Source organism: Paenibacillus sp. SAFN-054 (assembly GCF_051966755.1).
Taxonomy (GTDB): Bacteria; Bacillota; Bacilli; order Paenibacillales; family Paenibacillaceae; genus Paenibacillus_AQ.
The window spans coordinates 414,880-427,486 of sequence record NZ_JBQCKS010000001.1 but is presented as its reverse complement, the minus strand read 5'-3'; the positions used below and the strand labels follow the sequence as shown (position 1 = coordinate 427,486).

Genomic DNA, 12,607 nt, shown 5'->3' with positions numbered 1-12,607 from the left:
TTGCTCCTCTCCGTCATTTGCCGGTTTTACATGCGGCCGGGCGTCTTTACGCCCAGCAATCTCATCGTCCGCGACAAGGATTCGCCGGCAAGCCTCGTAAGCCGTAATCTGGCTTGGCGCGCCGCGCGCTCATTCGTGACAATTCTTTCCTTATTATAGAATTGGTTGAAGGATTGTGCCACGTCAAGCGCGTAACGTGTGAGAACTGAAGGTTCTTGAAGGCGGATTCCGCGCTCAAGCTTCTCGGGAAATTCCGTCAGCAGCTTCAAGAGCTCCCAGCCGGAATCCCCCAATATATTGGCGGCCTCGGCGGATCCCGCCTGACATATATCATCCGGATTAGCCGAGGCCTCACCTTTCGCAAGCACGCTTTGCGTTCTGGCATAGGTGTACTGAACGTAGGGCCCCGTCTCCCCGTCGAAATTCAGTGCATCCTCCAGCGAAAAGTCAACCTCATTCACGCGATTGTTTTTCAAATCTCCGAAAATAATCGCTCCGATCCCCACTGCGGCGGCTACCTGTTCTTTTTGCTCAAGCTCGGGGTTCTTATCATGGATGATAGCCATTGCGCGGGCGACCGCTTCGTCCAGCACCTTTTCCAGAACTACGATTTTACCGCGGCGCGTGGACATCTTCTTGCCTTCGAATTTCATCAGTCCAAACGGCACATGCATGCAGCTTTCAGCCCATTCCATTCCCATTCGGCGGAGTACCGCAAACACCTGCTGAAAGTGAAGCCGTTGCTCGCTTCCCACCACGTATAGAATTCGGTCCGCCTGCATGACTTCATGCCTGTAGATCGCCGTAGCCAGGTCACGAGTAGGGTAAATTGTCGTACCGTCCTTTTTGATGATCAGGCAAGGCGGCATGCCTTCCTCTTCAAGGCGAACGACGAGCGCTCCATCACTTTCCTCAAGGAGTCCCCGGTTCCGCAATTCATTCACCACAGACTGCATTTTATCGTTATAAAAGCTTTCGCCGAGCGTGCAGTCAAAGCTGACGCCCAGACGCTGGTACATGCGGTTAAATTCCTTCATGCTCACGTCCACGAAATACGCCCACAGCTTACGGGCTTCCTCATCCCCGGCTTCCAGCTTGCGAAACCAGCCTCTGGCCTCCTGCTCAAGGGTGTCGTCCTGCTCCGCTTCCTCATGAAAACGCACATATAGCTGCAAAGATTCGCCAATCGGATCCGCGGACAGTGCTTCGTCATCTCCCCATCTTTTGTAAGCGGCGATCTGCTTGCCGAATTGAGTCCCCCAGTCGCCGAGATGATTGACGCTCACCACGTCGTACCCCGCAAGCTTATGCATGTTATACAGGGCTGCCCCAATCATCGTGGATCGCAGATGGCCGATTCCGAACGGCTTGGCGATGTTGGGGGAAGACATATCGATGACGACTTTGACACCCTTCCCCGTTTCAGGGATGTTGCCCGTCTCCAGTTGCTGCATCAGCATGCCGCTGAATCGTGCACGATCGAATTTCAAATTAACATACGGTCCGGCGGATTCGGCATGGATGAAGGTATGGTTGAAGGTGTCCGCCACCTCTTTGGCCGCTTCCTGCGGAGCTTTGCGGAAATGCTTCGCGAGCGCGAAGCAAGGAAAGGCCACGTCCCCCATCATAGCTGAAGGCGGTGTCTCCAGCAGTTCCATTATCCGCGTTACCTCCAGCGGCACATGCGCTTTGAGCGCCTCGGCTGCCCATTGATACAACATCATCTGTATACATCTCCTTTACGGTATAAACAAAAAAGGCCCTCATCTCCATTATAGAGACGAGAGCCTTGAATTCCCGCGGTACCACTCTAAGTAAACGAATATCCGGCTTCGGTGAACATCCATCCATTCGCTTCCCTTCAGAGCCTTTAACGGGGCTAACCGGACTGGTCTACTGACTTTTGCTGGCAAAAGCGTTGGATCAGCCGTCTCACGGGTGCGTTTCACGAAGGAGCATGTACCGGCTTTCACTCTCTCCGGCTCGCTGTCCATGCTTTATTCTCCCTTACTCTCCCGATCACCGACGTTCAATTTTTAACATTATACACAGCGCTCGATCAGGACGCAAGGGCAAACAATTTATTTTGCAGCCATATGGCCAGATACCACCGTTTCCGAAGGCTGCAAGGCAAGCAGGCTGTTCGCTTCCAGAACGTCCATGAATTTTGCGAGCCGGGGCAGAAGGGGTTCGGCCGCCTCGCCGAATTTCTGACGGATATCCTCCGCGATCTGTCCAACCGTTTGATCTCCCTTGCAGCGGAGCACCACGGCGCTCCCCAGATCATCCAGATGAATCTGCACGGCTTCAGGCTGCTTCAGCCATTTGACCGATTGACGCTCCAGCCAGCTGCGTCTTGGAAGCACCAGTGAAACCCGATGTTCGTTTTGCTGCACGGACGATATCCGATCGGTTAACACCGGTACCATATCCAGCAAATTGGAGGACGCTGCGGTAATGTCTGTTTTTTTCGACCGAAACCCGATCATCAGCTACACCTCCCGCTTCGAAACAACGGATTTGTTTTTACGGCCTATGGATATCCAGGTCAGCATAATAACGACAAGCATAAACAGGACGAAAGGCAGCCAGTTGTTCTCAATCAGGACATTGCCCGGAATCGGGACGTTCAGCCAAATCAGAATGGCGATGATCACGCCAATGAGCGATTCGCCGGCGATTAACCCCGAGGCAAGCAGCGTACCTGTCTCCACTCGGCTTTTCAGCAGGGCGTCATGTTTGCGGGAACGCCATTCGACGAACCAGCGCACGATCCCGCCGACCATGATCGGCGTGCTGACATGGACCGGGAGATAAATTCCGACGGCAACCGTCAGCGAGTTCAGACCCAAAAACTCGAATACGGCCGCAGCCGCAACACCGATAAAAATCAAATCCCACGGCAGGTTGCCGGACATGATGCCCTCAACGATCAAACGCATCAGCACCGCTTTGGGCGCCGGCAAATCTTCAGAACCGAGCCCGTAGCTCTCGTTCAACACGGACAGGATGAATCCGATGACCAGGCCGCTGACCAGCACGCCGATCATCATCGCTACCTGCTGCTTCCACGGCGTACCGCCAACCAGGTAGCCGGTCTTCAGGTCCTGCGAGATATCCCCTGCTACGGCCAACGCGACGCAAACGATCGCGCCGACCGTTAAGGAGGCGATCATACCGGTCATGCCAGTTAAGCCCGTCAGCTTGAAAATAATCGTCACAATTAAGAGGGTTGCAATGGTCATGCCGGATACCGGCGACGAGGAACTGCCGACCAGGCCTACGATCCGCGATGCAACGGTCACGAACAGGAAGCCGAAGATGGCGATGGCGATGGCTCCTACGATACCTACGTCCGTTAGCGGGGCGAAAGCAATTACGATAACCAGCATCGCGATCATGATCGTGACCCAGAAACCGGGAATATCAAAATGCGTCCGGTCCAAGGTGACCTTCTCATGATCCTTTTTCCGCAAACCGGAGAGCGTGGCCGCGAGCGAGCTGAACAGCATAGGCAGCGATTTGACCAGCGTAATGATCCCGCCTGCCGCGACGGCTCCTGCTCCGATATACCGGATGTATCCTTCCCAAATTCCCCATGGGTCAAGACCAGGAATAGGTTTGTCTCCCGGTGGCAGCACCGAAGGATCCCCTGCTCCGAAGAATCCGATCATCGGAATCAAGACGAGCCAGGCCAAGATGCCCCCGGCGAGCATCTGTCCCGATATCCGCGGTCCGATGATATACCCTACGCCGAGAAGCGCCGGGTACGTGTCCATACCGATCAATGAGTTTTTGAACTTATAAATGCCTGTTTCAATTTCAGTCTTGAAAAATTTGAATCCGTCCCCAAGCGCCTTTACCAATCCGCCGGCCAAAAAGCCGAACACGACCATTTTGGCGCTCTTCCCTCCGGTTTCCCCGGAAATCAGCACTTCGGCGCAGGCTGTCCCCTCCGGATACGGCAACGTCTCATGCTCGTTAACGATGAGAAGCCGCCGCAGGGGAATCATCATGGCGACGCCGAGGAAACCGCCGACCAGCACGATGAAGCTGACGGTACTCATATGGGGAACCTGATTCCACATATAGAGAGCGGGAATCGTAAAAATGGCGCCCGCCGCAACGGCTTCGCCGGCGGTTGTCATCGTCTGGACAATATTATTTTCGAGAATCGATTTGCGCTTGAAAATTCCACGTAGCACCCCGAGGGAGATGACTGCCGCCGGTATGGAAGCGCTGACGGTTAACCCTATCTTTAGACCAAGATAGGCGTTGGCAGCCGCGAATACAACTGCCAGCACGATCCCAAGAATTATGGATAACAGCGTTAATTCCGGCAGCGACTTCGATGCCGGTATGTACGGTACAAATGATTCAGATGCTTTACGTTCTTGTGTGCTCACGAACGTCTCTCCTTCCATAGGTGTCTGAGGCTATACGGTAAACAACCATATAGTGCCCCAATCCACTGGAATTCAATCCGAGGCGGTTTCAATCGCTAGGCACAAATAAAGCCTGAAGTGCAGCTTGAACGGTTGTCCAAGAGAACTTCAGGCTTATGTAATCTATGGAGTCAAGGCCTTACGCTGCAGTCATCATCTGACGGCAGGCTTCGGCGCAGCGGCGGCAAGCTTCGGCGCATTCCTTGCAGTGGGTGTGCTCATGTTTGCTGCATTCCTCGGCGCAGGCTTCACAGGCTTTAACGCATAGTTCGCAAATTTCGGTTACAAAAGGACTTTGGCGAATCATGGACTGGGCGGCGAAATCGCAAATATCCGCGCATTCACGGTCCAAACGGATGCACTCGCGCAGCATTGCCAGTTCATATTCCTTCAGGCTAGAAACATAGCAGACATTACAAGCGTTCATGCATTGCAGGCAAGCCTCGATACAATCTTTATATTGCAAATCCTGGTTCATCATCATTTCCAACCTCCAGTTTATTATTGGCTCTGTTTCTCTATTAACCATATCGGAGGAAGGAGAAACCAGGAAAAATCAGTATGAAGTGGAACCACTCAGGCCTCTTCAAGCGCCCGCATGCCCTGCTCGATGGCCGTTTTTGAAAAATGCTCACCGATAAACACAACGACATCAGGCACGTCTCCTTGCGGTCTTATGCTCAGAAAGTCAGGTTCCCGGAATGCATATTGGAAAAGAAAACGGCTTGCCGTATCGCTGAATGTCAGGACGCCCTTTGCCCGGTACACCTCCCGAGGCAACTGGGCGATGAAGCTTTCAAATTCACTGCTGTCCACCGGTCCGCTCAAGTAATGCGTGTATACCATTACGTGTTCATGATGCGTATGTGAATGCGCCTCCTCGTGATCATGGGATTCAGCGGCTTCACCTGCTGCGCCGATATGCCCTTCAGAACCTTCATGAAGGTCTCCCATTGGACCGTTCAACGACTTCAGCACATGAGGAATGAAAACCTCGCAGCGGACAGCAGGCAGGACGGAAGCATACTCATTCCAGCGGGCCATGACGGCGGACAGAAGTCCCTGCTCGTCTGCGTTGACACGGTCCGTTTTATTCAGGATGAGACAGGACGCCGTGCGGATTTGCTCCTGCATCAAACGGAAGGTTTTACCCTTTTGATTGTGATAGAGCTCAAGCAAATGGGGCGCGTCAACGACCGTTATAACCCCCTTCAGTTCGATTCTCAAATAGAGGGCCGCTTCCGTGACCCCGTCCAGAATCTCCATCGGATTCGCAATGCCGGTGGCCTCGACGACAATCACGTCCGGGGCTTCTCTCTGGATCAAGCCAGCAATTTCCATGCTGAGGTCACCGCGGATCGAGCAGCATATGCAGCCCCCCAGCATTTCGGTCATGGGCACCTGCTCTGATACAAGCAGTCCATCCAGATTGACGTCCCCGACTTCGTTCATAATGACGGCAGGAAGCAGGTTCTGGTCCTGCCAGTATGAGACCAGCTTCTGGAGAAGGGTTGTTTTCCCGCTTCCCAAAAATCCGGAAAGTATGTAAATTGGCGTTACCGTTGACTTGGACATTTATTTTTCGTTCTCCTCTTCATCTCTTGCGCTGGCAATCGTTTTTTAGCAAAGTGTACTACAGCCTCGGCTGCACCGCAACTGCCGGCGATGAGCGCTGAACCCGCTATGCTCACCAAATATTGCTTTGAGTCTTTCAAAGGAATATCCTATAAAGACATGCAAACTTGGGAGAGGAGAGAGTATAGAGAAATGAAATCAGCAGACCAACACCGCAGCGAGGCCCCGGATATGGTTAACTGTATGATCGTTACGGTATCCGATACGCGAACACCGGACACCGACAAAGGGGGGCAATTGGTTCGCTACTATTTGGAAAAGGCGGGTTACCGCGTTACGGACTACCGAATTGTCAAAGACGACTACGAAGGCATCCGCGAATTGATCCATGAGGCATCCGGCAGCACGAAAGTGGAAGCCGTTATATTAACCGGAGGTACCGGCATCTCGCCGCGGGATACAACATATGAAGCGGTTTCCTCTTTGCTGGACAAGCAGCTGCCGGGATTCGGAGAAATTTTCAGATACTTAAGCTTTACGGAGGACATCGGAGCAGCGGCTATTCTAAGCCGCGCCATCGCCGGGACGTCAGGAGGCACCGCCGTGTTCTCCATTCCGGGCTCCACAGGTGCGGTTAAACTGGCTATGGAGCGGATCATTATTCCTGAGCTGGGCCATGTCATGAGAGAGATTTACAAAAAAGAATAATCTCGCTTCACAAACACACCAAAAATGCCGGGTCAGCTCCATGGAGCGAACCGGCATTTCGTCTGATTTAATCGTTAAAATCCATACGGCTCAACAAGGAATTAAACACCTCATGCACCTGCTTGTCGTACATCCCCTTGTCTTTCCCGGAAGAAGTGTAGATCAAAGAGGCCCGGTTATGGCTGTATATAACCGTGTGCATGTTATGCTTATCAATCTGATGCTGATCCCCGTACCAATTATGGATTCGCTTGATCCGTTCCTGCTCGTCCGTAAACACATGCAGGTTAATGTACTGCTGCGGGTTGCCCCGGATATAATACATATAGCTGATATTTCCGCGGCCATCCTCTGCGTACATTTCATGAGTAAGCGGTATTTTCTTCGCGCCAAAAGTCAGCTGCAGCTCATTCAGCAATTGCCCGTTTAAACCCTTGCCTTGAGATTGTGCTCTGATATTTCCCTCGGAATAAGAATCGAAATTATACAGTTTGGTTTCTTTTTTAATGACGGTATGCTGGTCGCAGCCAACCGCGGCCATGAACAGCATACAGGCCAGCAGCCATGCAAACGGTTTGTTCATGTCGGTTCATCCCTTCCCATTTCACTGCTGCCGATCGAGCGAAGGACAGCCTGTTATGGGCTTTAGAATGCCTACATTGCCTGCATATTATGCGAACCCGTCACCCCGCGGCACCTGCTGCTTTATTCCAGACGAACGATGGTTCTTCCGACGGCCTTTCCTTCAAGAATCGCTTGAAGAATGCCGGGGAGCTCTTCCAGCGTACATTCCTTCATGCCTTGATCCAGAGCCCGTACCGGTTTCCAATCTTGCCCGAGCTTCTCCCAAATTCGGTTCCTCCATGGCTTCGGACAATAGACCGAATCGATGCCTAGCAGCTGAATTCCGCGCAAAATAAAAGGATGAACAGTGCTTTCGAACGAGGTTCCGCCTGTAAGTCCCGATAACGCAACGGCTCCCCCATATTGGATGCTCTTCAGAAGGCCACCCAGCTGCTCACCGCCTACCGGATCGACAACACCTGCCCAGCGCGTTTTGACAAGCGGGCCTGCAGCTGAGACAGCTGCTTCAGCACGGCTGATTACCTCCGCTGCCCCAAGCTCCTTCAGCCAGGCGCTCTGTTCCTCCGACTTACCGCTGCTTGCCGTCACGTTAAAGCCTTCAAGGGCAAGAATATTAACGGCGAAGCTCCCTACGCCCCCGGTCGCGCCAGTAACCAGAACAGGCCCCATGTCCGGTGTTACCCCGCAGTGCAGCAAACGATCGACGGATAAGGCTGCCGTAAAGCCCGCCGTGCCAATCCCCATAGCTTCACGTGTGCTGAGTCCATCAGGCAGCCGTACCAGCCAATCACCCGAAAGACGGGCATACCGGCTGAAACCGCCATAATGATTCGTTCCCAATCCGTATCCCGTACACAAGACCAAATCGCCTGCGCTGAAGTCCGGATGATCCGATTCAACAACCTCACCGGCAAGATCAATGCCCGGGATCATCGGATAGTTCGGCACGACTTTGCTGGTGGGCAGGCTCGCCAGGCCATCCTTGTAATTGACGCCCGAATAATGAACCTTTATCAGTACGTCGCCTTCAGGCAGTTGATCCATCGTCAGCTCCTCGACCTTGCCCGCTAGTGCTTGCGCTTCCTCCCGGATGACGAATGCTCGAAATGATTCCATTGTCTATTCCCTCCCCTGAGTAATGTTCCATTTCCATTATAGCACCGCCCGATCTGACAAATCATTGATCTGCAGCACGCTGTTCATGTCGATCAAAAGCATCCTTTTGCAATAATTGGCGGTTTGTGCGCTTTCCCGAGAAATAATCCGGGGTAGGGGAGTCCATATTCTATCATGCTCTCACAGCGATTTTTCCCCAGTATAAAAAAAGACCCAGCATTCGAAATGCTGAATCTCTTCTTCCTATTCTTCCACCTGCATATATTCTGCCATCAGCTTTTGCTTGAGCTCCCATACTTCTTCGCTAATGTTAATGCGATAGATTTCAGGGTTAAGTTTGCGCAGGTATTCCGGCCAGAACAAATCCATCTGTTCTCGATGATACTGCCGGATTTCTTCCAACGAAGGCAGCTCATATACCTGCAGTCCGTTCCGGAATACTTGGGTCAGCATCGGAATCGCATCGTAATTCTTCACGTATTTGTGCAGATAAGGATGCTGCGGGTTGAACAGCTTCAGGCGCATGCCGTCATGGGGCACTTCTTCGTCCGGAAACATAATGTAATCAGCCGTTGCCTTTCCGCTAACCCGATCCACGATGCGGTACACGTCTTTTTTGCCCGGCGTTGATACTTTTTCCGGGTTACCGGAAATTTTGATCGTGGGGATCATCTTCCCGTTGACTTCGCGTTCCACGAGCTTATATACGCCGCCCAGGGCCGGCTGGTCCGCAGCTGTAATCAGCTGGGTACCGACGCCCCAGGTATCGATGCGGGAGCCTTGTGCCTTCAGGTTAAATATCGTATTCTCATCCAAATCATTGGATGCGACGATCTTGACATAAGGCAGTCCGGCGTCGTCCAGCATTTTACGGGACTGAATGGACAGGTATGCAAGGTCACCACTGTCGAGGCGGATCGCGGACATTCTCTTGCCCTCGGCTTCCAGCTTCTTCGCGGTTTCGATGGCATGCGGAACACCGCTTTTCAGCGTGTCGAAGGTGTCCACCAGCAGCGTGACGTCATCTGGCATGACTCTCGCGTAGGTATCGAACGCCTCTTGCTCGGACGGAAAGCTCTGCACCCAGGAGTGAGCATGTGTTCCCTTTGTCGGTATCCCGAATTTTTGGCCAGCCAGCATATTCGAGGTCGCATCAAAACCGGCGACGTAAGCCGCCCTGGCCCCCCACACCGCAGCATCAGCCTCCTGAGCCCGGCGTGTTCCGAATTCAAGCAGGACGTCGTTACCCGCAACCTGCTTAACGCGTGAGGCCTTCGTAGCGATCAAGGTCTGGAAATTCATGAAATTGAGAAGCGCCGTCTCAACCAGCTGCGTTTCCATAATAGTGCCTTCTACTCGGATCAGAGGCTCATTCGGGAACGCGAGCGCCCCTTCGCGCATGGAGTACATATTTCCGCAAAAACGGAACTGCCTCAGTTCCTCCAAGAACGCTGAATCATAATTTTCTTCCTGCTCAGATAAATACTTGATGTCATCGTCCGTAAAACGCAGGTTGGCGATATAATGCACAATGCGCTCCAGTCCGGCGAAGACCGCATACCCGTTCCCGAAGGGAAGTTTGCGGAAGTAGGCCTCGAAAACAGCCTTCTGTTGATGCGAACGGTTTACCCAATGCGCATACATCATGTTGATTTGATACTTATCCGTATGTAATGCCAATCCTGCGGTTTGCATGGCAGGCTTCCTCCTTTGTCTTCCAGTCCCTGACCGCGGTGTCTGCAGGAAGCCTCCAAGTAGCGGCTTCTTCTGCTCCTTTGTCATACCGGGCTTTAGAACCGCCTGTAAAATGCGGCATTCGGCCAATCATCTTCGGTCTGCAATCCGCTTAGGTATAAATCGATAACAGCGGCGCGTAATCCGTAAATTTATACAACTGCGCCGGACGCTGGGAATACTGGTTGGAACTCAGCGGCTTGCCGTCCTCGTCCCGTACTTCCTCCAGAATGCCCTGTCTGCTGCGGGTTGATGTAATTTTGCGGATAAAATTCGGTTCACTGAACTCGGGCACCACGGTTTGGATGACCTGATACAATTCACTCAGCGTGAACTGTTCCGGCAGGAACTGGCGGGCGATGGTGGAATGCAGCATTTGCTGCTGTATGCGAAGGTATGCATCCCGGATGATTTCCCTGTGGTCAAAAGCCAGCTCCAATCCGCTCAGCACCTCTTCGATGCCGAATAGGCCGACCTCTCCGGCATCGTCCGCTGATTGTCTGCTTTCCAGCATCCATTCCTCCACTAGGGCAAAAAAAGCATGGCTGATAATCCAGCCGCGCGGATCTCTTCCAGGTGTGCTATAAACACCTAAGTATTCCAGATGGCCGCCGTCGACCCCCGTTTCTTCCTTAAGCTCGCGCGTTGCCGCATCATAGATCGACTCGCTTTCTTGGCAGAAGCCGCCGGGAAGCGCCCACATGCCGGCAAACGGCCACGATTTGCGCCGAATCAGCATGACCTTGAGCTCGCGGATGGGAAGCGTCTTGGTTACCGTTTTCCGTTCCTTCTTGGTTAGTGTAAACATGACGATATCCGCCGGCACGCCGTCCGGCGTACGATATTTTTTAGCTGAATAAGCTTTTGCTTCCAGTGAAGCATCAGCCTGCTGCCCGTGTTCTTTCATTTCATCACCACATAATCTCTTTTTGATACTTTCATTATGATTTACAGATAAGAAATGTCAAGTGTTTTTCGGAAAATACCGGCCCGTGCAGCGTTACTTACGATGAATGACCCTGAACGTTCCGGTGGCCAGGCAGCCGAGCGTACCTTCGCTATCGTGTATGCGTGCTTCTGTCGTCATGGAACGTCCAGCCATATGCAGGATGCGAGCCGTGACGGTAAGTCTTCCTGTCTTCATCGCGGACGTGAAATGTACGTTGATGTTGGTCGTGACGCAGCTGTCTTGATCCTTGGCAGCCGTGGCTGCCATGCCCATGGCCTGATCCATCAGGGACGTCAGGACGCCGCCGTGAATGATACCCATAGAATTGGTATGATGCTCCTTCGCATCCAGAGCGATGACGATCTTGTCCTCGTCCGCCGACACAAATTCACAGCCCAGATACGACCAAAACGTGTTTTCGCCGCGCGCGATCATTTGTTCCAATGCATTCATTATGATTCCCCCATTGCTGTCTCTATTGATGATGTCCTTGTTACTCTCGGGTATTCATTTCCAGTGTAATCCGATCCCTGCACGGAATACCGTTCTCATAAATCGGTTCAGGATAGTTGTTCACAAAATAGTCCCGCTCTATCCGGGTCATTCGGAATCCGCATTTCTGGTACAGCCCCAGCTGGTCCAGGCTTGAATTTCCGGTCCTGACGACCACCTTTTCATATCCCATTATTGCAGCCTGAGCCAAAGTGTGCAAAATGAGCCTTTTCCCGTGTCCTCTGCCCTGATAAGCGGGATCCACCGCTGCATTCATAATTTCGGCAGTATCGTGCTCCAATCCCATTAAGCCGCACACACCAATGATCCTGCCGTCTGACTCTGCAAGAAACCAATCGCATGAATGCAGGTACATCTCTACTTGAGTCCATTCGGGGTCAGCCAGAAGAAGCAGCTCCTGCGGGAGCAGCTCATCCGGCTGCTTACGCCGTATGTCCGCTTCTCCTCTCATTTGGATGGCCATCCTTTCTGTTGGAAGTGACCGCGGGCCGGCCAAGGCCGGTCCGCATCCACAAAAAAAGGCGCGGATCCAAGATCCACAGCCTTAATTCATTGACTTAACCGCAGCTTGAAGGTGGGGCTTCCGTTCCTGTTTCCACATTGATCTTCTCGGAGACCGTATCGCGAATCACGGACATTACCAGCTGCAGGAGGTAATTAATATCGCTTTGGCTCTGCTGGAATTCAACAACGACCGGAATGCCGTCGATTTCATCCTGGAGCGTTTCCATTTCCTGTTCGATCTTGGATACCATTTGCGGATTTTGAAAAGATTCAAAAGCTACCACTTCTTTTTGACGCTTTTTAAGCGTGGCGATCAATTGCTGCACATGCTCGTGGTTGCGAATTTTCTCCTCCGCTTTCTGGTACTGCTGCACTTCTTCGCTGCTCGAAATCAGTTCAGCCAATTCCTTGGCTTTTGCCATGATATCGTCGCGGATAATCAGGTCCTTCGTATCGTAAGACATCATGCCCAAACTGT

General features: G+C 52.5%; 13 protein-coding genes. 1 reads left to right on the top strand and 12 read right to left on the bottom strand.

The window, feature by feature from the left end; translation table 11 throughout:
- Positions 1-26: 26 nt before the first annotated feature.
- The 5 genes from argS to ACTHPM_RS01985 form a co-directional block, all read right to left on the bottom strand.
- Positions 27-1,721 (bottom strand): arginine--tRNA ligase, encoded by a 1,695-nt coding sequence (gene argS / locus ACTHPM_RS02005; RefSeq protein ID WP_440395323.1) that lies wholly within the window; start codon positions 1,719-1,721, stop codon positions 27-29.
- A gap of 360 nt (positions 1,722-2,081) precedes the next feature.
- A complete protein-coding gene (locus ACTHPM_RS02000) occupies positions 2,082-2,489 on the bottom strand; it encodes a PqqD family protein (protein WP_440393509.1) in 408 nt (135 codons plus the stop codon).
- Positions 2,490-2,492: 3 nt separating this feature from the next.
- Entirely contained in the window at positions 2,493-4,406 is a 1,914-nt protein-coding gene (locus ACTHPM_RS01995; RefSeq protein WP_440393508.1) for an OPT family oligopeptide transporter, read from the bottom strand.
- 178 nt (positions 4,407-4,584) lie between these two features.
- Positions 4,585-4,923 (bottom strand): four-helix bundle copper-binding protein, encoded by a 339-nt coding sequence (locus ACTHPM_RS01990; protein WP_440395322.1) that lies wholly within the window; start codon positions 4,921-4,923, stop codon positions 4,585-4,587.
- 98 nt (positions 4,924-5,021) lie between these two features.
- A complete protein-coding gene (locus tag ACTHPM_RS01985) occupies positions 5,022-6,020 on the bottom strand; it encodes a CobW family GTP-binding protein (protein WP_440393507.1) in 999 nt (332 codons plus the stop codon).
- Positions 6,021-6,212: 192 nt separating this feature from the next.
- On the opposite strand from ACTHPM_RS01985, the gene ACTHPM_RS01980 reads away from it, so the two are divergent.
- Positions 6,213-6,728 (top strand): MogA/MoaB family molybdenum cofactor biosynthesis protein, encoded by a 516-nt coding sequence (locus tag ACTHPM_RS01980; RefSeq protein WP_440393506.1) that lies wholly within the window; start codon positions 6,213-6,215, stop codon positions 6,726-6,728.
- 67 nt (positions 6,729-6,795) lie between these two features.
- On the opposite strand, the gene ACTHPM_RS01975 is transcribed toward ACTHPM_RS01980, so the two are convergent.
- The 7 genes from ACTHPM_RS01975 to ACTHPM_RS01945 all read right to left on the bottom strand — a co-directional run bounded on the left by ACTHPM_RS01975 (position 6,796) and on the right by ACTHPM_RS01945 (position 12,596).
- Positions 6,796-7,311 carry a hypothetical protein gene (locus ACTHPM_RS01975; protein ID WP_440393505.1) on the bottom strand — a complete coding sequence of 172 codons (516 nt, stop codon included), beginning with the start codon at positions 7,309-7,311 and terminating at the stop codon, positions 6,796-6,798.
- Between the two features lie 122 nt (positions 7,312-7,433).
- The gene (locus tag ACTHPM_RS01970) at positions 7,434-8,429 is read right to left on the bottom strand and encodes an acrylyl-CoA reductase family protein (RefSeq protein WP_440393504.1); all 996 of its coding nucleotides are present in this window, start codon (positions 8,427-8,429) and stop codon (positions 7,434-7,436) included.
- Positions 8,430-8,672: 243 nt separating this feature from the next.
- Positions 8,673-10,124 (bottom strand): nicotinate phosphoribosyltransferase, encoded by a 1,452-nt coding sequence (locus ACTHPM_RS01965; RefSeq protein WP_440393503.1) that lies wholly within the window; start codon positions 10,122-10,124, stop codon positions 8,673-8,675.
- A gap of 151 nt (positions 10,125-10,275) precedes the next feature.
- The gene (locus ACTHPM_RS01960) at positions 10,276-11,070 is read right to left on the bottom strand and encodes an NUDIX domain-containing protein (RefSeq protein WP_440393502.1); all 795 of its coding nucleotides are present in this window, start codon (positions 11,068-11,070) and stop codon (positions 10,276-10,278) included.
- A 93-nt stretch (positions 11,071-11,163) separates the two neighbouring features.
- On the bottom strand, positions 11,164-11,565 hold the full coding sequence (locus ACTHPM_RS01955) for a PaaI family thioesterase (RefSeq protein WP_440393501.1): 402 nt from the start codon (positions 11,563-11,565) through the stop codon (positions 11,164-11,166).
- Positions 11,566-11,605: 40 nt separating this feature from the next.
- Positions 11,606-12,076, bottom strand: a complete 471-nt coding sequence (locus ACTHPM_RS01950) for a GNAT family N-acetyltransferase (RefSeq protein ID WP_440393500.1) — start codon at positions 12,074-12,076, stop codon at positions 11,606-11,608.
- Positions 12,077-12,182: 106 nt separating this feature from the next.
- Positions 12,183-12,596, bottom strand: a complete 414-nt coding sequence (locus ACTHPM_RS01945) for a RicAFT regulatory complex protein RicA family protein (protein ID WP_440421410.1) — start codon at positions 12,594-12,596, stop codon at positions 12,183-12,185.
- Between the last annotated feature and the right edge of the window lie 11 nt (positions 12,597-12,607).

Coding starts and splice junctions, on each gene's coding strand:
- ACTHPM_RS02000 (WP_440393509.1), bottom strand. CDS start 2,489: ATGATCGGGTTTCGGTCGAAAAAAACAGACATTACCGCAGCGTCCTCC.
- ACTHPM_RS01985 (WP_440393507.1), bottom strand. CDS start 6,020: ATGTCCAAGTCAACGGTAACGCCAATTTACATACTTTCCGGATTTTTG.
- argS (WP_440395323.1), bottom strand. CDS start 1,721: ATGTTGTATCAATGGGCAGCCGAGGCGCTCAAAGCGCATGTGCCGCTG.
- ACTHPM_RS01990 (WP_440395322.1), bottom strand. CDS start 4,923: ATGAACCAGGATTTGCAATATAAAGATTGTATCGAGGCTTGCCTGCAA.
- ACTHPM_RS01965 (WP_440393503.1), bottom strand. CDS start 10,124: ATGCAAACCGCAGGATTGGCATTACATACGGATAAGTATCAAATCAAC.
- ACTHPM_RS01970 (WP_440393504.1), bottom strand. CDS start 8,429: ATGGAATCATTTCGAGCATTCGTCATCCGGGAGGAAGCGCAAGCACTA.
- ACTHPM_RS01980 (WP_440393506.1), top strand. CDS start 6,213: ATGAAATCAGCAGACCAACACCGCAGCGAGGCCCCGGATATGGTTAAC.
- ACTHPM_RS01955 (WP_440393501.1), bottom strand. CDS start 11,565: ATGAATGCATTGGAACAAATGATCGCGCGCGGCGAAAACACGTTTTGG.
- ACTHPM_RS01950 (WP_440393500.1), bottom strand. CDS start 12,076: ATGAGAGGAGAAGCGGACATACGGCGTAAGCAGCCGGATGAGCTGCTC.
- ACTHPM_RS01975 (WP_440393505.1), bottom strand. CDS start 7,311: ATGAACAAACCGTTTGCATGGCTGCTGGCCTGTATGCTGTTCATGGCC.
- ACTHPM_RS01960 (WP_440393502.1), bottom strand. CDS start 11,070: ATGAAAGAACACGGGCAGCAGGCTGATGCTTCACTGGAAGCAAAAGCT.
- ACTHPM_RS01945 (WP_440421410.1), bottom strand. CDS start 12,596: ATGATGTCTTACGATACGAAGGACCTGATTATCCGCGACGATATCATG.